Raw genomic sequence first — 20,486 nt, 5'->3', positions numbered from 1 at the left:
TTAAATACCTATTATATTAATTAAAATTTTTCTGTAATTAATTTTATTTTGTATTTTAAGAATTTTTTTAGATTTTATGTTATAATATAAAAATATATTTTAAAATAAAATATTTACCTATCAATTTATGGAATTGATTATAAACTCAAATTAAATTTAATAATATATAGTTTGGAGCAATTATGAATTTTACAAGCACATTATTTTTATTTTTATTTTTCCCGATATTTCTAATAATATATTTTTTATTACCTAATATACGCTTAAAAAATATATTTTTGCTGATAGCCAGTTTGTATTTTTATTCTACAGGTGAGCCTATTTTTGTATATGCTATGATTATTTCCATAATAGTGAATTACTTTATAGCTAAAAATATACACTCTACAAGGGATAAGGCTAAACAAAAGAAACTTCTCATAATCAGCATTATACTAAATATAGGATTGTTGGCATTTTTCAAATATACGAATTTTTTGATAGCTACAATAAACTCTTTATTTTTAGCCAATATTTCTCTTATAAACATACCTTTACCAATAGGTATATCATTTTTTACATTTCAAGCAATGTCTTATGTGTTTGATGTTTATTATGATGACGGAAGAAATGATTCTATACATTATCAAAAAAATATATTGGATTTTGCGCTATATATAAGTATGTTTCCACAATTAGTAGCCGGTCCTATAGTAAGATACAGCAATATTGCAAAAGAAATAAAAAGCAGAAAATTCAATCTTAATGATATAAATGACGGACTTAAAAGATTTGTCTATGGTCTTTCAAAAAAAGTTTTGATTGCAAATTCTATGGCTATTGTAGCTGACAGAGCTTTTATGCTTGATCCTAAAGATGCCGGTTTTGCAATGCTTACACTTGGTGCAATATCTTATACTCTGCAAATATATTTTGATTTTTCAGGATATTCTGATATGGCAATAGGTATAGGTAAAATGATAGGTTTTCATTTTCCTGAAAACTTCAAAAATCCATATCTTGCAAAATCTGTGACGGATTTTTGGAGAAGATGGCACATAACATTGTCTTCTTGGTTTAAAGATTATTTATACATTCCACTCGGTGGTTCAAAAAAAGGATTCAATAAAACCATAATAAATCTACTCATAGTTTGGGTATTAACGGGTTTATGGCATGGTGCTAAATGGACTTTTGTACTTTGGGGATTGTTGTATTTTGTATTCTTAACCTTTGAAAAACACTTTAAAGCCACTCATAACAACAAATCTATAGATAGAATATTGCCATATTTTTTGTGCAGAATTTATACAATGGTAGTAATTGTACTACTTTGGGTTATATTTAGAAGCGACAGTATAAGAAGTGCTTTTTTGTATATAGCAAATATGTTCAACATAACTAATAGAGGTCTTGTAAATTCTCAATCACTATTTTATATAAAAGACTTTTTATTGGTTTATGTATTTGCAATATTATCTTGCACAAATTTTTTCAAAATACTGCCTAAAATAATATTCAAAAATCCAGAAAAATCCTATGTATACAATATTTTCAGTACAATAGTTATTGTAATATTATTGATACTTTGCACATTATATATAATAAAAGGAAGTTATAACCCTTTTATTTACTTCAATTTTTAGATTATTTAACAGGTGATTAAATGAATATATTAAATATATTGAAAAAATATTTTTTGATTTCATTTTTCTTGTTGTTTCTAACAATTTTAGGAGCGATAAGTTATTTGAATTTGATAAACAGCGATAACACTAAAACTTTTGACACTTCAAAGCTGTCATTATTTGAAAAAGATTCAATATTAAAAGAAAAACACAACTACTTGGAAAGCAGTTTTAATGAAAATTTTGCAGGAAAATTGTTTTTTGTTGAAAAATATGGTGCATTGCAAAAACTTTTCGGTAAAAAACTTGTAGATGACAGTTTAGCTGAAAGACGTGTATATAAAGGCAATAACGATATGCTTTATTATATTATTCCTCAAAAAAATATAAATGAAAAAGCTGTAAAAAATATCGCTTATGTAAAGACTGAGCTTGAAAAATCGCAAATACCTACAGCATTTATAATGCCTCCTAATAAACACAGCATAAACTCAGAAAATTTTCCTTATGGTGTACTCGACTATGCAACTACAAACTCAGATGAACTTTATCAAACTCTTATGGAAAATGGTATAACAACGCTTAATCTGAACTCTGACTACTTTAAAGAGCAAATGGACGATACAAGATATTTTTATATGACAGATACGCATTGGAAAAATGAAACTGCATTTTGGGCATATCAAAAAACCTTAGAATTTTTAAAAAATACTCTTTCATATGATTATTACAACAAAAACAACTCCAATCTGCTTACAAATTATAGTGTACAAAAAACCGAAAATACTTATATAGGCTCAATGGGTAAAAGAGTTGGCAAAGATTATATTGTAAAAAAAGATGACTACGAGTTAATTATTCCTGCGTTTGAAACAAATTACAGTTATAAAAAATACGATGAAAATTTTGCCTTATTAGGTGAAAAAATGGGTAATTTTGAAAAAGTTTTTGTAAACAAAGAAATATTGGAAAGTAAAGATATATATATAGATAAATACACTACTATGATGGGATATGGAAGCCCTTATGAAATCATAACAAATGAAAATATAGATAACAATTCAAAAATAGCTATAATAAAGGACTCATTTGCTATGCCTTTTAGTGCATATTTAAGCACAAATATAGCTCAAATTCACTTATTGGATACAAGATACGAAAATATAAGAAAAAATTTATTAAGCACAATTAAAACTTTAAAACCTGATTATGTACTTTTTATATGTTCGCCTTCATCTGTATATTATTTCCCTGATATGTTTGAGTTTGGAGCAAAATAATTTAAAAAAAAGGATTTAATATGAAAGATTTAATAACACTTGCCATTGAAACGAGCTGTGATGAAACAGCTGTAGCAATAGTAAAAAACGGCAGAGATGTGCTGTCAAACATAATAGACACTCAAATACCTATACACACAAAATTCGGAGGAGTTGTACCCGAAGTTGCATCAAGAAATCACATACAAAATATAAATGATGTATGCAAAAAAGCAATAAATGACGCAAATATTAATTTTGATGATATTGATTTTATAAGTGTAGCCAACAGACCTGGTCTTGTAGGCTCATTACTTGTAGGTGTATCATTTGCAAAATCTCTTGCTTTTGCACTTGATAAACCTATTGTAGCAGTACATCATATAAGAGCTCACATATGTGCAAATTATATAGCACATAAAGAATTAAAACCTCCATTTTTATGCCTTGTTGTATCAGGCGGGCACTCTCATATTGTAAAAGTTGAGGACTATACAAAATATATTGTACTTGGAAAAACAAGAGATGATGCTGTAGGAGAGGCGTTTGACAAAGTAGCGAGATGCCTTGAACTTGGATATCCGGGTGGGCCTAAAATTGACAACTTGGCAAAAGAAGGGAATGAAAATGCTATAGATTTTCCAAAAGCACATTTTGAAAATTCGCTTGATTTCAGTTTTTCAGGTATTAAGTCAGCTGTACTTAACTATATTAACACTATGAAAATGAAAAATATTAAAGTGAATAGAGCAGATGTCGCAGCCTCTTTTCAAAAAGCTGTAATATCCGTACTGTGTGAAAATTTGATAAAATCAGCAAAAGAATTAAACATAAAAGACATAGCCATAGCAGGAGGTGTATCAGCAAACTCATATTTAAGAGACACTTTAACCGCAATATGCGAACAAGAAAAATTAAAATTATATTATCCTCCACTTTCTCTATGCACTGATAACGGTGCTATGATAGGTAGCTGTGGATATTATGAATACCTTAGCGGTAACATATCCGATATGAGTATGAACGCATATGCGTCTTATGATATAGGCAAAGATTAAAAAATTTATATAGATTTTTCTCAAATATAATATGCTTTTATAATTTTTGTATTTCAACTTGAAATATAACTCTAAATACTATTATCTAATTAAAATATCCATAATTTAGATAATAGTATAGTTAATTAAAGTATATTATATTTTTTTTAAATAAACTCTTGAAAGGAAATAGTATGAATATAGCTGTAATATTAGCAGGTGGTACAGGCAGTAGAATGCAGTCAAAAACACCTAAACAATTCATAAAAATAAACGGCAAGCCTATAATTTCATACACGCTTATGGCATTTGAACAAGCTGAACTGATTGATGAAATAGTTATAGTATGTCTTGATGATTATAAAGAGCATATAAAAACTATAATATCAGATTTCAAAATAAGCAAATTCAATTCATTAATATCAAACGGCAATACAAGACAACAATCTGTGTTCAATGCGATATCTCATATAAAAAACTATGCAAAAGATGATGATATAGTTTTGATACATGACGGAGTGCGTGCTATGATAATGCCAGATATGATAGATAAATGCGTTATAGAAACAAAAAAATATAAAGCTGTTACACTTGCACAAAAGACCAAAAATACTATGATAATTGCAAAAAACGGTCAAATTTCAAAATATTTGGACAGAGATTTCATTTATAATGTACAAACACCACAGAGCTTCAAATTTGATATAATATATAATTCTCATATTAATGCCATTAACTCAGGCAACACAGATATAACAGACGATACACAAATAGTTATGTCCTACTATGACAACATCCATATAATAGAAAATGACCTACCAAATCTGAAACTCACAACAAAAGAAGATATAATGCTGTTTGAATATTATCTGAAGTCTATCTGATTAAAAACGTATTTAATTATATCTAAGATACTTAACCCCCCATTTCAAATGGGGGATTTTAAAAAAAGCTAAACCTAATTTATATATTTTCTCCAAGACTTCCATCTTCATTTACATAATGACCATCTATTATCTCCCTATATCCACCACCAAAAAACCAATTATTTTGCTCTACAAAATCAATAAATTTGTCTATAACATAGTCTGTATCTGTATTTATAGGCACGTTTATACAACCCATTATCTCAATTTCTTTTGTTTTCATATCCTTATCCTTGATTATTTGAATAATATTTTCTAATCTCAATAAAAATTTATTTTACAAATACATATTCATTTTCATTAGATATATTATGCTCAAATTTATATCCCATAAAATTAAACTTTTTAATATCTTCTATATATTGAACATTATTTTCTGCCATAAACCTTATCATTTCTCCTCTTGCCATCTTGGCATAAGTTCCTTTTTGGACTAACTTCTCTTTTGACATTTCATAAAAGCTGATACTTATATACTTATCTTCAGATTGTATATATTTTTCTATAGATTTTGAATATTCTTTAGAGGCAAGATTTATAATTATGCGTGATTCATCAATAACTTCATCATATAATTTTCTTCCCCAAAAATCATATAAACCTTTTACATTATCTATATCAATTTTTGCTTGCATTTCCAATCTATATGGACTTACCCCATCCATAGGTTTAAGCACACCATAAAATCCTGATAAAATTCTAAGATTTTTTTGTATATATTCAATCATACTCTCTTCCAAAGAGGACGGAGATATATGCTGATATTGAATTCCTTCATAAGAAAAAATTGCCGGCGTGAGCATTTTTGTAAGGCTCATATCAGCAAACCTTTCTATGTTTTGCGTGGTTATATTATCATTAGCTTTCCATAATTTTTGAGCTTGTTCATAAGTTAAAGACTGTATAAAACGTATTATCTTTGCACTATCCTCTAAAAAAACAGGTAAAGAACTATATTGCAAGCCATCTTCATCAACACTCATCTTTTTTGCAGGCGAAATTATTATTCTCACTATATTTCTCCTAACATTTGCGATGGATTGTCTGCCGCTTTTACCTTACCAAAAGATTTTATTATAATACCTTTTTCATCTATTAAATACGTTGTTCTTTCTATGCCCATATATGTTCTTCCATAATTCTTTTTTTCTTTCCAAACATCATAAGCTTTTATAGTATCTAATTGCTCATCAGATAACAATGTAAATCCCAAATTATGATTTTCTTCAAATTTTTTATGAGATTTCACACTATCCTTACTTACGCCTATAACCACCGCATTTTTTTCTATAAATTGAGGATACATCTCGCTGAAACCACAAGCTTGCTTAGTACAACCTGGGGTATTGTCCTTAGGGTAGAAATATAAGACTACTTTTTTACCTAAATAATCACTTAATTTGTGTAAATCTCCATTTTGATCTTGCAGTTCAAACTCAGGTGCCTTAGTTCCTATTTCTAACATTTTAATTTCTCCTTTTTATGTTATTTTTTTCGTTCATATTGTGTACTATTTTTTACTAAATATAAATTTTAAAAACTTTAATACAATTTTTATTGCCTTTTTTCAAATAAGCATACTTTTCACTATAAGCAAATATACATTTCTAACACTTATCAAGGAAACCATCTCTTGCGTTTGCTTTTGTATCATCTCTTTCATCAAAGCCATCATATGGTGCTTTAGGATCATGAACTTTTGGTTTTCGCCTTAATGAATTACAAACCTCATCTACATGAGCAAAAGCAAAGTCTATATCATCAGTCCAGCCTGTATGCCCTGTAATAATCTTTAACCTAAGATTTCTTTTTCTCAGTATTTCTTCCAATCTTTTAAGTGATTTAATTTGCAACTTTCTATCTTCAGCAAGAATATTTAAAAATGCGTAACCGCCATCTGCTCCAAACCAAATTGTATCTCCTGTAAATAAATAAGCATCATCAATCAAATATACAAGATGTCCCCAACTATGTCCCGGCACAAGAAAAGCTTCTATTTTAATATTTCCAATATAAAACACTTGTCCATCGTCAATCAAGACTTTTTTATTATCAATATACACTTGAGGTAATTTATGTAATCCCCAAAAGACTTTACGCCGTTTATGACCTTCTATATACTCATTTTCAATTCTTCCGATATATATTGTTGATTCATTAAATAATTCATCACTGCCTCTTTCAATAGCTCCTACATGATCAGTATCTTGATGAGTAATTAAAATCTCCTTTATATCTTTCGGATTAATATTAAGCCAACTCATTTTTTCTGCAAGTCTATCATAATTATATCCTGCATCAATCATAATAGTATAACCATCTTTTGTATAAAAGTAAATATTAGCTACATATTCCCTGATACAGCTTACTTTTTTATCAATAAAACCTGTATTTAAAGGTTTAAATATTTCTTTTCCACGAAATAGAAAAGACATAAATCTAACTTGAAATTTCGAATCTTTTTTTGACATAATGTCTCAACCTTATTCCTTTCATACCGGATCTATACTAAATAAGCAGATATAAACAATAAATGTATATTAAGCAAAAAGGATGTATCTATCGCAATAACTAATAAAACCGGCAACAGATATGATGATTTTAATAAAAAATTATATTTTAAATTCCTATCTAATAAAATTTAAAGTTTATGCTGCCGCATTATTATTTATTGTATCTATAACCTTTCTAATTCCCATCCATACAGTCAAATCTTTAAATATCTCAACGACACTTCCCTGATCTGTAAACGGAGATTCCTGAAGCACAGAAAGATCTCTCATCATTCCATTATGAACAATGTATTCAACAATCTGATTTACGAAGTAAATTTGTCTGCTATCAAGACTTGTACTTGTCAAATATTCTGAGAATGCTTCTTTGGCTGCATTCATATCCAACCCTACAATCTCACGAACAAATTCACCAAGCGGTTTTGTTCCAATTTCATTTTCATAATCCTGCTTTGTTCCAATTTCACACCATAATATTTCTTCTAATGAAGCAACATCTTGCTTAGTTAAAGGTTGATTTGTCTTTAACTTTGCAATAGCAATATTGTTCTGATTTTGCCTAATATAATATTCTGCCTTTGCCTTATAATTCTTAAGTTCATCATTCTCAAGCTCAGATTCTTTCCATTGCGTTGAAATAAGTTCATCAGTAAAGTTTGTTACATATTTAATCATTTCTTTTGGAATATACTTCATCAAATTACGTAGCCTTTTTCTTATTTCTTCAAATTCATTTATTCCGGCATTATCAATATAATCTGTATTAAGAATTTGATTAATAAAAGCTGACTGTGCTTGAATTTCAGATATATTGGCAACAATTGAAATACCTGCAACTTTCGTATACAAATCAGTACGAGCTTTCGAATACTTCTTTCCATATAAATAAGCCAGTTCAATTCCATACATAATCGCATCAAATCTCACAGCGCTTATATCTTCTCTATCCGGTAATATCAAAGGTGCAACCTCTTCTTTTACAATCAATGTATCTTCATATGTTATAGTCTGATAATTTGCTTCTGAGCAGTACAATTCTACATATTTCAAGTGCTGACGAACAGCAAAGTTATTTCTTGGCAATTCCTGTACCTTCTCGCTCATTTGTTTAACCAATGTATTTCTATATGCAATCAAGCTATCAATCTGATAATCTATATCTTGAAGTTTATATGAAATCTCAAATTTCAGATTAAAAATTGCCCCTTGAATTGCAATCATGTTAGCAGTAGCTTTTCCTTTATTCATTCTGAAAAATTCAAAGTTTCCGCAAAAATCAAATATATAGAATTTCTCCTTGTCTTCTCCATCTAATAGACCGGGACAAAGTCTTGTACCACGACCAATCATCTGCCAAAATTTTGCTTTACTCATAACCTTTTTAAAGAAAACCAGATTCAAAACTTCCGGTACATCAATACCTGTATCTAACATATCTACGGAAATTGCAATCTGAGGCATTTTCCTTGAATCAGAAAACTCGTCAATAACACTCTGTGCGTAGGTCATATAATTATCTATTACCTTTGCATAATTAAGAAGATACGGATACTCTTTATTAAAAACTTCCAAAATTTTTTCTGCATGATCATGATTTTTTGCAAAAATAATAGTCTTTCCTAATTTCTGTCCGTAATCAATCTTGATACCATCTGTCATCAAAATATTTAATACTTGTTTTATAGTATCCTCATTAAATATCCATCTATTAAGTGCTGATGAACCTATTGATTTTGGCAAATCACCCTGCTCATTTTGAAATGTCTCCTCATATGCTTTTTTATCTTCTTCCGATAATTCATCATACACAATTCCCTGCTCAATAAACTTAAGTTTTAATTCAACAGATACATAATCAACGAGATATCCATCCTTTACAGCCTGTGCTAAATCATAACCATAAGTCGGTACTCCGTTTTCCAATTCAAAGGTTTCATAAGTATTCTTATCAATTTCATCCTTCGGTGTAGCTGTAAGTCCAATAAGTGGAGCATCAAAATATGAAAAAATATCTGCATATTTGTTATAAATAGACCTATGAGCCTCATCGCAAATTACAAGATCAAAATGACCACATGTAAAGAGTTTCCCTTCTTTATCATTTATCGTATCAATACAGTTAATCATTGTTTGATACGTTGAAAATACACAATGTGCACTATAGTTATCTTTTTCTTCAACAAGGTTTGTACATGATAAATTAGGCAACATATTTACAAAGCTTCTTTTAGCCTGTGTAACAAGTGAGTTTCTATCAGCAAGAAACAAGATATTCTTTACCCATCCTGATTTCAGTAAACAATCACATAATGCAATAACTGTTCTTGTCTTCCCAGAACCCGTTGCCATAACCAGCAAAGCTTTTCTCCGATTCTTTTCATCAAAGCTACTGCAAACTGCTTTAATAGCAGATTCTTGATAATATCGTCCGGCAATATTCTTATCTACTACGACATGTTTTAGACTTGTTCTCATTCTCATCAAATTGAACCACTTTTCCAAGTCTCTTTTTGAATAAATAAGCGAACATTTTCTCTCCGGATATTGTCCATCAATAATATGAGTTTCAAATCCATTTGTAAGAAAAATAACCGGTCTTCTCTTATATTTTTGTTCTAATAAATCAGCATATAGTTTAGCCTGTTGCCTTCCCTTAGAAACGTCAACACAAGTTCTTTTTGCCTCTATTACAGCCAATGGTTTATGCATGTCATCATAAAGAACATAATCCGCATATCCCACTTCAGATTTGTTTGGCATTCCAGAAAGTTCGACCTCATTAAGCCAATTCTTACCTTCTATCCAACCTGCATCCATCAGCATAGAATCAATGTAGAGTTTTCTTGTTTTATATTCAGATAAATCAAGAGGCTTAGGCACATAAGTTTGCTGTTGTTCCTGTCTTCTATTCGAAAGTTCTTCTTTAAGTGAGGCATTTTCTGCAATTAATTTCTGTAAATCAAGTTCTTGTTTTGCAGACTTTTCCTGTTCTTTTGCTAATTCTTCTTTTACAACATTAACATTCTCTTTTGATTCCTTTGCTTTCTCTATTCGAGAAATAATTATTGTTTTGTCAAAAAAATGTTCTTCGTACTTATCAGAATAACAATATGCAATGTAGTCCAAATAAATAAACAGATTTTCAAGACAAAGCATAGCCTCATCTCTTCCAAGTTTTTTGTTACTATGCGCAACATTATTTCCACTTCTACGGATATAATCCATACGTTTCCAAAGATCATGTCCCACAATCTGTCTATACTCTTCTGCATTCATCAAACTTTGTAAATTATCTTGATATGGCATTTTAAGTTCCGCATCTACAGAATACATCCACTTTAATGCAAACTCCATAGCTCTACGACTATTTATAATACTTGCCTGAGGATCCATAAGGATGATTTTCTCTGCAGATATTGCAACATCTGCAAATGTAGAAAATTTTGATTCATTTTTTAGATAATCAAAGTTTGTAATCATAGGAAACCTCCTATTCAATATTTTTTCTAAATATATTTATAAAATTGTCAATTTCCATTTTTAATCTTATTTTTCTTATGTAAATCTCCTATATCAATTTTGATTTATCGACTTGCTTTACAAAAATGGCAAACTCGTTTTGAAGTTCTATCGGTGGATACGGTAATGGATATGCTTTTAGTGCAGGCATATCTATTCCGCTCTGCCCAGCAGTTCTCTGTGATAATCCATCCAAGTAATTAAATAAACATTCTTGTTTAAGAAAATATCTTATAAATTCTTTATTTCCTATCTTTGGCATTGCTTTCATAAGAGCTACATTATATGAACCTTCAATACCCTTAAGAATCTGAAAAATAGGTGGTCCGTATCTACCAATCATAATATCATCGGAATCACAAAATCTCTTAGCCATTGATTTTGGAATATATGTAATATAATTATCCGTCTTATAATCTCTTATCTGAATCAAACGGATATTATCTTCAGTTGGTTCATATTCAAAATATTTTTTATCTGGCTGAGCTCCACCTGTAAACTCAATAACATCGTCAACAGTCATCATTGGAAAGCATTTTTCATTACCATATGGTGTACCAAACATCTCTACAAATCGGGCTTTAATAAGATTGTTCATTTCAAGCAACTCATTTTGTCTAATTCTTATAATTTTATGTGCTTTATCAAGAATTTTAACTAATTTGTCTTGTTCTGATATTGTAGGAATATCAATTATTATTTTTTTTAAATCTTTTACTGAAAAACTTGCTTGATTAACAGATTTCTTAATAATATTATTAAGCTGTTTTTTAAACTTATATCCATAAAAATAATATTTTGCATAAGCTGGATTAATTATATTTCTATTTGCTCTTAGTCTCAACAAATTCATACCATGTATTATAACTTCATCTTCCATCTTTTCATATAATACCGTTCTTCCCAAATATTGAACGCTATTAATATGTGACATTAATAAATCTCCATCTTCAAGTATATATTGTTCATATTTTATTGGATTTATAATTCCAGCAAATCCCATTCTATCTCTGTTAAACTTATCATTTGCTATCGTTTCTATTCTTGTAATAGGAAATCCACCATCAATATCTCCCTGCTTTATATTTGCTCCATTTTGTATATAAAAGAAACACTCATCGACTGTTTTTAACATTTATGTTATTCCTGCAAACCCGAATTTATTTAAGACATAAATTTTTGATGAGATGTTTTTACATTATTTTGATTTACCATTGCGTACTGCATTGTTGTATCAATTTGTGAATGTCCAAGAATTTTCTGTACTTGTTCTATTGGCATACCCTTATCAATAGCTCTGGTTGCCATTGAACGCCTAAACTTATGCGGATGTATTCTTTCCAAATTTAATTCTTTTCCAAGTTTTCTAAGCCGAATTTCCACACCACTTATTTTCAATCTGTCATAAGGTGAATCTAAAGTAACGAAAAGAGCTCTATTATCGTCTTTTCTTTCATCTATGTATTCTTTTAAGTGAACCTTTGCTTTCGCATCAAAATATACTCTACGTTCTTTATCTCCTTTTCCATATACAATACATTCACGACCTTCAAGATCTATATCATCTATATTAAGGTTTACCAACTCTCCCACTCTTATTCCTGTTGAATATAGCAAATCAATAATAGCTAAATCTCTCTTTTCTTTACAACTATCTCTTAATTGTTCAATCTCCTCGTCAGAGATTGTACTTTTAACCACCGTTTTTGTCTTAATTTTATGAATTCTTTTCATCGGACTTTTTAAAATATAATCCTCTTCTTCAAGCCACGAAAAGAAACTGGAAATATTCCTACGGACGTTATCAATTGTTACATTGGTGCAATTATTTATCTTTTGATAATTAGATAAATATTCTCGCATTTCCTCAGTAGTAATTTTTCTTACGCCTGATTTTACTTTGTAAAATAAGTGTTCTATCGTTGTTTTATAATATTTGACTGTTCTTTCCGAACAACCTTCTATCTGCTTTGCTTCAAGAAACATTCTCAAAAAATCTTCATCGGATATTTCCTTTTTCTTGATCTCATTTTCTGAAAAATTACGAATAATCACTTCTTGAAGTTTTTTCATTTGACTAATTGACAAGTACTCTGCCATCTCATTAAGTACTAATACTATTTTCTCTTCCATGTTGGTATCTCCTTATATCTACCAACATCATCCAACCATAAATAAACTTATTTATCCAAAATATTTTTGCATTAATGAATCAAACAACAATTGCGTTTCATCAAGTGCTTTTTGCACTGCAACTTTTGATTTATCGACTTGGCGTTTCATCTCAATAAACTGTTTTTGCAACTCCATATCAGGCACATAAATTTTAATACTCTGTAATTCTTGCGCATTAATATTAGCCTGATTAACGGCACCTTTTGCCATAGAGCGCAGTATATCTTTTAATACTTCAAGATTCATATACTGCGAAAGAACTTCTGGTAACAATCTTCCATTAAGTCTTACACGAATAATATAACCAGCAACAATCATATCCCCTGGCAAATCAAATACTGCAGTCTTTCCAACCAACTCAATACTATTAGTTCTGTTAAACAGTACATCGCCTTTTCTAACAACGCACTTTTCTATTTCATCATCTGGTATGTCAATATATTTCAAATCATTCAAATCCAAATGACCATCAGAAGTAAGATTGTTCATTCGTAAATAAGGATATTTTCCACCTTCAACAGCCGGCTTACTTGTTCCATACCTAACATCGGCAATGATATCACCTATGGTAACAACATCCCAGCCTTTGGGATTTCTAATTGGATCACCAAACAGCTCTACAAATCGGGCTTTTATGAGCTTATCTAATAACTGTAATTCTTGTTTTCTTTGTTCAATAATTTTAGTAATCCTATCCAATTTATTAGTAATTTTGATTTGTTCCAATATAGGAGGATAGGGAATCATGATTGCATCAAAGTCTTTTTTTATAATATGTTTCATAGTTGCACCACGAGTTTTTGTCTTCATTTCAGAAAGTTTACACATCAATGCATATATAAAATAATTTTTATCAATATGTTCTTTATCAAAAACAACTTTAAAAATATGTTGGTTTAATAATGCTTTACCCCTGTTCCAAACATATACTCCTAAACTTGCAGACCAAGATATCAACACATCACCATTATTAATTTCTATCTTTGGTGGATATTCTCCATTATAAAATCCTAAGTCATGTGCGTTTCCAGTGAGATCTTGAATTCTAATGATAGGTAGTCCAACATCTCCTCTATCTTCAGGCTTAAATGCGTACCCATTAATATAAGAAGCTAAATCACCAAGCTTTATCATCTTCATACACTATCCCATACAAACCCGAATTTATTTAAGACATAATTCGGATTCCCTTTCATATTTTTTATACTACAGCTCCAACAATCTCTCCAGCTCTTCCATCTCCCTACCAATTTCCATTTCAATTTCACGAATATTTGTCATAATTTCAGATGTTGGAGGATATTCTACTGCTACATACTCAATCTCTTTATATTTATTGATACTAAGATCATAATCATTACTTACAATATCTTTCTTTGGAACCATAAATGATTTATCTGTACGTTTTCTGTCTGTTTCCTTTTCTAAATTCTTAAATCTTTCAATAATATCTGCAATATCATTTTCTGCAATTGGTGAGCGTTTATCATCTAAGCTAAAGCCATCTGCTTTCATATCATAAAACCAAACATTGTCTGTTCCTCCATGCTCAGTTTTTGTAAACACAAGAATAGCAGTTGAAACTCCTGCATACGGTTTAAATACTCCTGAAGGCATAGAAATGATTGCCTCTAATCTATGATTCTCAACTATTTCTCTTCTAATATCCTTATGTGCTTTTGAAGAGCCGAATAAAACTCCATCCGGAACTATACAAGCGCAACGACCGCCAATTTTAAGAATTCGAAGAAATAAAGTAAGGAACAATAATTCTGTTTTCTTTGTCTTACAAATCTTGAGCAAATCTCCTGATACTGATTCTGCATCAAGACTTCCTTTAAATGGCGGATTTGCAAGTACAAGTGTGTATTTATCTTTATCGGCATTTTGATCTGATAAGCTATCTCTATATTCAATGAATGGATTATCAATTCCATGTGTCATCATATTCATGGCTCCTATACGAAGCATGGTTCTATCCATATCATATCCGTAAAACATATGGTTCATATAATGGTCTTTTTTCTGCTTATCGAAGAAAATTTCTTCCTTTTTCTTTTCTTTCAGATATTCTGCTGATGCAACTAAAAATCCTGAAGTTCCACATGCAGGATCACAAATCACTTCATCGCTTGAAGGGTTCATCATTTCAACCATCATACGAATAATATGTCTTGGAGTTCTAAATTGTCCATTCAATCCTGACTGTGCAATCTTAGATAAAAGGTACTCATATACGTCACCTCGTACATCAGCAGTCTGAATTTCATTCATTACTTTATATATTTCATCTAATGAATCTACAACTTTTGACAAAACAAGTGGTGTTGGTAATTTGAAAATTGCATCATCCATATATTTTGAATAAGCACTATTTCTATCGCTGTGCAATGTTTTAATAAATGGGAATACCCATTCTTGTATTACAGAGTACATTCTATCTGCTGGAAAATCATGGAAAATAGACCATTTTAATTGTAAACCATCGACAGTTCTTTCCCCAATTTTTACTTCTTCTGAAAAAATACTCTTATAAGGAAGCCCCAACATTGCACTTTCTTTTGCTCTTATATTATCTGAATCATCCAAATCATGAATAAACATCAGATATGTAATCTGCTCAATCACTTCAAGAGGATTAACTAATCCACCTGCAGCAAATATATCCCATAAACTATCAATTTTATTTTTTAATTCACCTGTTATCATTTAGTCCTTCACTTTCCACACATATTTTGTGTAACGGCCTCCGCCTATTTTTTTTATTTTTCCATTTTTTAACAAATCTGCTAAAGCTCTTTGAATTGTTGTATCACTAATATAAGGATTCATTTCCATCAACTCAGATTTTGTAATTGTACCTATATGATTTTTTATTATCTCTCGAATACGATCCGTTTTAGAAAAATGGGGATTCGTCAACAAATTCACTTTATATTCAAATTCTTTATAAGCATTTATAAGCACATCAAGCATATAATTTATAAACGGCTTATAATCATTTTTATTTTCATGCCATTTAATGTAGCTGTTATCAATAGCTTTATAATAGTTTTCTTTTGATTCTTCTATTATCTTTTCAATACTAATGTATTTGCCAACTATAAAACCTGATTGGTGTAACAAAAGTAACGTAATTAGCCTGCTAATTCTTGCATTTCCATCATTAAACGGATGAATACATATAAAATCTAAAATAAACATTATATCAAGCAGTAATGGATCAACTTCTTCCTTTGCTTCATGAAACGCATTACACAATGCATCTATGGAAGAATATGTTTCCAATGCAGATACAGGTCTAAATATAACGCTCTCATTTCCATTCTCATTAGTATCGCTAATAATGTTATCCGATGTTTTAAATACACCTCCATCAATACTTCCAATAAATTTATATAAATCCCTATGCAATTGTAGAAGGTAATTAATATTTATTGGAATATAATCATAATTCTCATGAATTATATTTAATACATCTCTATATCCGACTATTTCACACTCTTCACTATTTCGAGGCATTGTTTTCGCATGCACTAAGTTCTTCAATCTGTCCTTTGCTACCAAAATACTTTCCATTCTGTTTGAAGCCTCTATACTTTGAATTTTGGCAATTTCTATCAATTCATTAAGTTCATATTTATACGATTCAATGATTATCCCACATTTACCCTTATATTCATTTATAAGAACAAGCTTCTTAACTATTTGAGGCGTTAATAATTTATGCCATTTTTCTACGTAATTATAATCTCGCATCTAATTACCTCATTAGCATTTTTATTTCAATCATTCATTTAATATATAACTTGATTAAACTATCCCTATAATACTATTTTTTAATTTAGTTGTCAATAATTCTAATTTAGTCATTTTAATATATTTTGACTAAATTAAAAGTGTTAAATGAGCTAATCAAAAAAGAAATACGATACTTATAAACAAAAAGAAGACAAATCTAAAAGCAAGGATAAAGATAAATCCGAAACAATTTATCTTTCAATTAATTGACAACGTAGTTTATTAAAACAAAGTAAATCTTTAAAAAGATATATAATATATAAGTCCGTAAATTAAAAAAATTACTATTACCTTTGAGGTGATAGTAATTTTCTATATAATTCCTTATTTTTTCTTTGTTGCTTTTTTTCCGTTCACATTTACTTTTTCTTTTAATCCTTTTCCAGCTTTGAAAACAGGTGCTTTTGATGCAGGTATTTTTATTTTTACTTTAGGATCTCTCGGATTTCTACCTTCTCTTGCTGCTCTTTCTCTTGTTTCAAAAGTTCCAAATCCAACTAATTGAACTTTTTCTTGTTTAACTAATGCTTCTTCAACTGATGCCATAAAAGCATTTAGTGCTAATTCTGAATCTTTTTTTGTAAGTCCACTTTTTTCAGCCATTTTTGATACTAATTCTGACTTATTCATTATAAAATTCCTCCTTAAAAATTATAAAGGCTTATGGTTTTTTCCACGTCTTTATTTTACAATGTGTTTTGCAGTTCGTCAAGAGTTTTTTGGCTGTTTTTCAATATTTTTTATTTCTTGCCATATATCTTCAACGTTTTTGCCGCTTATATCCATATTTTCAAATACATGAGGATGTCTTCTTATCATCTTTTTAACTATTTCATCGACTACTTCTTCAAAAGAAAATATGCCTTTTTCTTCTGCAAGATTAGTTAAAAATACTATCTCAAACAATAAATCTCCCAACTCTTCAAGCAAATTATCCATATCGTTATTGTTTATAGCATCTGCTACCTCATTTGCCTCTTCTTTCACATACTTTACCATTGAAGAAAAATCTTGCTTTTTATCCCAAGGACATCCATTTTTCCCCCTCAAAGTTCTGAGCAGATTTCTCAAATCTTCTATATCGTTATATTTTTTATCTTCAACACTTTCTATGAATATACTCGTCAAATGACTGTATTCATTATCAGAATAATCCATTTTATATAATTTTACTGTCTTTACTTTTTCATCTTTACCGCCTGCGGAAGTTATTATATATATTTCCTGCTCATCATCGTATCTATCCATTAGCATAAGTTTTAATTCAGAAGCTTTAAATCTGTCATACACTTGAGATATCATAATATTATTTAAAGGATTTATCCTGCTTTTATCTATATTAAATATATCTGTTATATACAGTTTTTTTGTAGGATCTTTTTTTATTGTGCATATAACCGCATCTATAAAGCTTACAGAAGGTATGACTTGAATGTCTATATTTTCATTTTGTGCTTTTTTTATAATCATATTTGTAGTATCTTCAGTAATAAAAGGACTTCCCGGAACAGCATATACTATCTCGTCATATTGTTTTGCTTTCTCAATTATTATATCACTTATTTTTTCATAAACGCTTTCGAAATTCGGCTCACTTAAATATACATAATCCATAGTTTCAAACTCTATATTTTCTTTTGCCAATTCGTGTATTATTTCGTGTTCTTTTGTTCTGAATATTTTTTTTATATCTTCTTTTTTGAGAAGCTCATATCCTTTTTTGCTTATTATATCAATGCTCCCTGCACCAAGTCCGAGAATATATATCTTCATAAAAAATCTCCTATTATACTAAAACCTATTTAAAATAATATGTACCACTAAAATATAAAAATATATTTAATCAAATGGATTGCTAACACCGACATAGCTAAAAATACATTTAATTTAGAATTTTTATTATATTCCTAATTTAATTAGGTAATATTATCAAATTTTTGCCTTTGATTTATACTTGCTGTAAATTTTAAATATAGATGATACTATTATTATTCCTGTGGCTATGGCTCCTGCAACAAATACAGTTTCAAATCCTATTCTTGATGCTTGCTCATAATTTTTTTCCATAAGATTTTTCATTGCATTATATATACCATATCCAGGCACTATACAAAATATTCCCGGAATAACAAAAATAGTAACAGGCTCTTTATCAAGCCTCGCAAATATCTCTCCCATAAGCGCTATAATTATAGATGAATATAAATTCGAATTTACATTGTCTATACCGTGTTTTCTAAGTATTATATAAAATGTCCACCCTACTGCCCCTGAAAGCGAGCATAAATGTATAGATTTTTTCGGTACATTTAGAAGCATGGAAAATCCAACTGTAGCCAAAAATGAAAATACAAAGTTTTTTAATATATAAAACATAACTCTCCTTTTATTTTTAATATAAAATCGAAAATATCGTTTTATAAATATTTCATATGATTGAATTAAATTCTTATCTTATGTTAAATTGTATAATTACTCTTAAACAAAAATAAATGCATAATTAACTTATAATTAATAATACTAAAGCTCTATTATAAACCATAAAATATATTGTTTAAAAAAAGTATAAATTTTTTAAGTATATATAGTTTTTAATCTGATACACTTTCTATTGACACATTATATTTCAAATAAATTTTTAAGTATATATAGTTTTTAATTAGCGTTTAGTATAAAAATTAATAGAATAATAATCCTTATCTTTAAGGGTTTATTAACTAAGTAAAATTAGATATGCTTGTTTTTAAATTATAAAGTTTTTTATATTTTTGCAATTATATTTTCAAACAGAGTATTTATTAAGCCTGATACCGAAATACCGAAAGATACACCTACAGCAACTGATGTACCGACAAGTATAGCTTCAAAAAATCGTGATGAGCCTGACAATAAATCTCCATATATAAAATCACGCACTGCATTTGTGAGTATAAGTCCCGGTACAAACGGCATTATGGCACCGATTATTATTGTATCAATAGATGTTCCCATAAATTTTTCGGATATATGTGCAAAAAAGCCTATTGCAAAGCCTGCCAATATATTGGATAAAAAAGGTGATTCAGCGACAGCATTAAAATAGTCATATACTGCCTGTGATACAACACCTAATATAAATGCTATAAAAAAGTCAATTATACTTCCGTTAAAAAGCACCGCATAAAAAGATGCTACTATTCCTGCAAATATCAGCTTTACTATATGATTTTGCTTTTTTCTTCTTATAACTTCCATTGCTTTTTTTGCTTCTTGCACACTCATATTTGTAGATGTAAATTTTCTTGCAAGATTATTTATCATAGATACTTTATCAAGATCAGAGCCCCTTGAATTTATTCTATTGAATATGCACAATTTTTCAGGGTCGTTATAAGATATCATAATTACTGTAGGAGTTGCAAATACATTTATACCGCTAATGTTCCTTGCATTGCATATCCTTAGCATCATATCTTCAACTCTATATATTTCACCACCATTGCAGAGCATAAGTTCTCCCAAAGACAGTGCAAAAAACAGTATTTCTTTGTTTTCTTCATTCATACAATGTAGTGTTCTCCTATAAAAATAATTTTTTATTTATCGTATCTATTATTAGGTTTTTAGTATAAAACAAAACTGTATTAATTATGATTTAATACAGTTTTTA

The 20,486-nt window shown here is 29.3% G+C and carries 18 protein-coding genes; 4 read left to right on the top strand and 14 right to left on the bottom strand.

The genetic code is table 11. The annotated features are described in order from the left end of the window. Positions 1-182 precede the first annotated feature (182 nt). The 4 genes from HMPREF9630_RS01045 (at position 183) to ispD (ending at position 4,787) form a co-directional block, all read left to right on the top strand. Entirely contained in the window at positions 183-1,625 is a 1,443-nt protein-coding gene (locus HMPREF9630_RS01045) for an MBOAT family O-acyltransferase (protein ID WP_009526689.1), read from the top strand. Between the two features lie 20 nt (positions 1,626-1,645). Then, the gene (locus tag HMPREF9630_RS01040) at positions 1,646-2,887 is read left to right on the top strand and encodes an alginate O-acetyltransferase AlgX-related protein (RefSeq protein ID WP_009526688.1); all 1,242 of its coding nucleotides are present in this window, start codon (positions 1,646-1,648) and stop codon (positions 2,885-2,887) included. Between the two features lie 20 nt (positions 2,888-2,907). After that, on the top strand, positions 2,908-3,924 hold the full coding sequence (gene tsaD, locus HMPREF9630_RS01035; protein WP_009526687.1) for a tRNA (adenosine(37)-N6)-threonylcarbamoyltransferase complex transferase subunit TsaD: 1,017 nt from the start codon (positions 2,908-2,910) through the stop codon (positions 3,922-3,924). Positions 3,925-4,097: 173 nt separating this feature from the next. Next, positions 4,098-4,787, top strand: a complete 690-nt coding sequence (gene ispD / locus HMPREF9630_RS01030; protein ID WP_009526686.1) for a 2-C-methyl-D-erythritol 4-phosphate cytidylyltransferase — start codon at positions 4,098-4,100, stop codon at positions 4,785-4,787. A gap of 79 nt (positions 4,788-4,866) precedes the next feature. Here the strand turns inward: ispD and HMPREF9630_RS01025 are convergent, their stop codons facing one another. The 14 genes from HMPREF9630_RS01025 to HMPREF9630_RS00960 form a co-directional block, all read right to left on the bottom strand. Continuing rightward, complete coding sequence (locus HMPREF9630_RS01025) at positions 4,867-5,052, bottom strand: hypothetical protein (protein WP_009526685.1); 186 nt, start codon at positions 5,050-5,052, stop codon at positions 4,867-4,869. Positions 5,053-5,101: 49 nt separating this feature from the next. Next, positions 5,102-5,842, bottom strand: coding sequence for a peroxide stress protein YaaA (yaaA, locus tag HMPREF9630_RS01020; RefSeq protein ID WP_009526684.1), 741 nt, complete (start codon positions 5,840-5,842; stop codon positions 5,102-5,104). After that, positions 5,842-6,294, bottom strand: coding sequence for a thioredoxin-dependent thiol peroxidase (gene bcp / locus HMPREF9630_RS01015; RefSeq protein ID WP_009526683.1), 453 nt, complete (start codon positions 6,292-6,294; stop codon positions 5,842-5,844). Before bcp ends, yaaA begins: the two co-directional genes overlap by 1 nt. Before the next feature lie 142 nt (positions 6,295-6,436). After that, the gene (locus HMPREF9630_RS01010) at positions 6,437-7,300 is read right to left on the bottom strand and encodes an MBL fold metallo-hydrolase (protein ID WP_009526682.1); all 864 of its coding nucleotides are present in this window, start codon (positions 7,298-7,300) and stop codon (positions 6,437-6,439) included. 177 nt (positions 7,301-7,477) lie between these two features. Beyond that, positions 7,478-10,822 (bottom strand): DEAD/DEAH box helicase family protein, encoded by a 3,345-nt coding sequence (locus HMPREF9630_RS01005; protein WP_009526681.1) that lies wholly within the window; start codon positions 10,820-10,822, stop codon positions 7,478-7,480. An 88-nt stretch (positions 10,823-10,910) separates the two neighbouring features. Next, on the bottom strand, positions 10,911-11,996 hold the full coding sequence (locus tag HMPREF9630_RS01000; protein WP_009526680.1) for a restriction endonuclease subunit S: 1,086 nt from the start codon (positions 11,994-11,996) through the stop codon (positions 10,911-10,913). 29 nt (positions 11,997-12,025) lie between these two features. Beyond that, positions 12,026-12,994 (bottom strand): site-specific tyrosine recombinase/integron integrase, encoded by a 969-nt coding sequence (gene xerA, locus HMPREF9630_RS00995; protein WP_009526679.1) that lies wholly within the window; start codon positions 12,992-12,994, stop codon positions 12,026-12,028. Between the two features lie 51 nt (positions 12,995-13,045). Next, on the bottom strand, positions 13,046-14,176 hold the full coding sequence (locus HMPREF9630_RS00990; protein ID WP_009526678.1) for a restriction endonuclease subunit S: 1,131 nt from the start codon (positions 14,174-14,176) through the stop codon (positions 13,046-13,048). A gap of 66 nt (positions 14,177-14,242) precedes the next feature. Next, on the bottom strand, positions 14,243-15,745 hold the full coding sequence (locus HMPREF9630_RS00985) for a class I SAM-dependent DNA methyltransferase (RefSeq protein ID WP_009526677.1): 1,503 nt from the start codon (positions 15,743-15,745) through the stop codon (positions 14,243-14,245). Further along, positions 15,746-16,795 carry a Fic family protein gene (locus tag HMPREF9630_RS00980; protein ID WP_009526676.1) on the bottom strand — a complete coding sequence of 350 codons (1,050 nt, stop codon included), beginning with the start codon at positions 16,793-16,795 and terminating at the stop codon, positions 15,746-15,748. It lies immediately after the preceding gene. 366 nt (positions 16,796-17,161) lie between these two features. Then, positions 17,162-17,467: an HU family DNA-binding protein gene (locus HMPREF9630_RS00975; protein WP_009525884.1), complete on the bottom strand. Its 306-nt coding sequence runs from the start codon at positions 17,465-17,467 to the stop codon at positions 17,162-17,164. 78 nt (positions 17,468-17,545) lie between these two features. Further along, a complete protein-coding gene (locus HMPREF9630_RS00970; RefSeq protein WP_009526675.1) occupies positions 17,546-18,610 on the bottom strand; it encodes a MazG nucleotide pyrophosphohydrolase domain-containing protein in 1,065 nt (354 codons plus the stop codon). Positions 18,611-18,766: 156 nt separating this feature from the next. Beyond that, positions 18,767-19,213 carry a threonine/serine exporter family protein gene (locus HMPREF9630_RS00965; RefSeq protein ID WP_009526674.1) on the bottom strand — a complete coding sequence of 149 codons (447 nt, stop codon included), beginning with the start codon at positions 19,211-19,213 and terminating at the stop codon, positions 18,767-18,769. A 384-nt stretch (positions 19,214-19,597) separates the two neighbouring features. Next, positions 19,598-20,380, bottom strand: coding sequence for a threonine/serine exporter family protein (locus tag HMPREF9630_RS00960; RefSeq protein WP_009526673.1), 783 nt, complete (start codon positions 20,378-20,380; stop codon positions 19,598-19,600). Between the last annotated feature and the right edge of the window lie 106 nt (positions 20,381-20,486).

Source organism: Peptoanaerobacter stomatis, assembly GCF_000238095.2.
GTDB classification, from domain to species: Bacteria; Bacillota; Clostridia; order Peptostreptococcales; family Filifactoraceae; genus Peptoanaerobacter; species Peptoanaerobacter stomatis_A.
The sequence above is the reverse complement of the archived record's forward strand: the minus strand, read 5'-3'. Positions and strand labels throughout refer to the sequence as shown.

Excerpts from the sequence above, each read along its gene's own strand:
- HMPREF9630_RS01045 (WP_009526689.1), top strand. The coding sequence starts at position 183 with ATGAATTTTACAAGCACATTATTTTTATTTTTATTTTTCCCGATATTT.
- HMPREF9630_RS01040 (WP_009526688.1), top strand. The coding sequence starts at position 1,646 with ATGAATATATTAAATATATTGAAAAAATATTTTTTGATTTCATTTTTC.
- tsaD (WP_009526687.1), top strand. The coding sequence starts at position 2,908 with ATGAAAGATTTAATAACACTTGCCATTGAAACGAGCTGTGATGAAACA.
- ispD (WP_009526686.1), top strand. The coding sequence starts at position 4,098 with ATGAATATAGCTGTAATATTAGCAGGTGGTACAGGCAGTAGAATGCAG.
- HMPREF9630_RS01025 (WP_009526685.1), bottom strand. The coding sequence starts at position 5,052 with ATGAAAACAAAAGAAATTGAGATAATGGGTTGTATAAACGTGCCTATA.
- bcp (WP_009526683.1), bottom strand. The coding sequence starts at position 6,294 with ATGTTAGAAATAGGAACTAAGGCACCTGAGTTTGAACTGCAAGATCAA.
- HMPREF9630_RS01010 (WP_009526682.1), bottom strand. The coding sequence starts at position 7,300 with ATGTCAAAAAAAGATTCGAAATTTCAAGTTAGATTTATGTCTTTTCTA.
- HMPREF9630_RS01005 (WP_009526681.1), bottom strand. The coding sequence starts at position 10,822 with ATGATTACAAACTTTGATTATCTAAAAAATGAATCAAAATTTTCTACA.
- HMPREF9630_RS01000 (WP_009526680.1), bottom strand. The coding sequence starts at position 11,996 with ATGTTAAAAACAGTCGATGAGTGTTTCTTTTATATACAAAATGGAGCA.
- xerA (WP_009526679.1), bottom strand. The coding sequence starts at position 12,994 with ATGGAAGAGAAAATAGTATTAGTACTTAATGAGATGGCAGAGTACTTG.
- HMPREF9630_RS00990 (WP_009526678.1), bottom strand. The coding sequence starts at position 14,176 with ATGAAGATGATAAAGCTTGGTGATTTAGCTTCTTATATTAATGGGTAC.
- HMPREF9630_RS00985 (WP_009526677.1), bottom strand. The coding sequence starts at position 15,745 with ATGATAACAGGTGAATTAAAAAATAAAATTGATAGTTTATGGGATATA.
- HMPREF9630_RS00980 (WP_009526676.1), bottom strand. The coding sequence starts at position 16,795 with ATGCGAGATTATAATTACGTAGAAAAATGGCATAAATTATTAACGCCT.
- HMPREF9630_RS00975 (WP_009525884.1), bottom strand. The coding sequence starts at position 17,467 with ATGAATAAGTCAGAATTAGTATCAAAAATGGCTGAAAAAAGTGGACTT.
- HMPREF9630_RS00970 (WP_009526675.1), bottom strand. The coding sequence starts at position 18,610 with ATGAAGATATATATTCTCGGACTTGGTGCAGGGAGCATTGATATAATA.
- HMPREF9630_RS00965 (WP_009526674.1), bottom strand. The coding sequence starts at position 19,213 with ATGTTTTATATATTAAAAAACTTTGTATTTTCATTTTTGGCTACAGTT.
- HMPREF9630_RS00960 (WP_009526673.1), bottom strand. The coding sequence starts at position 20,380 with ATGAATGAAGAAAACAAAGAAATACTGTTTTTTGCACTGTCTTTGGGA.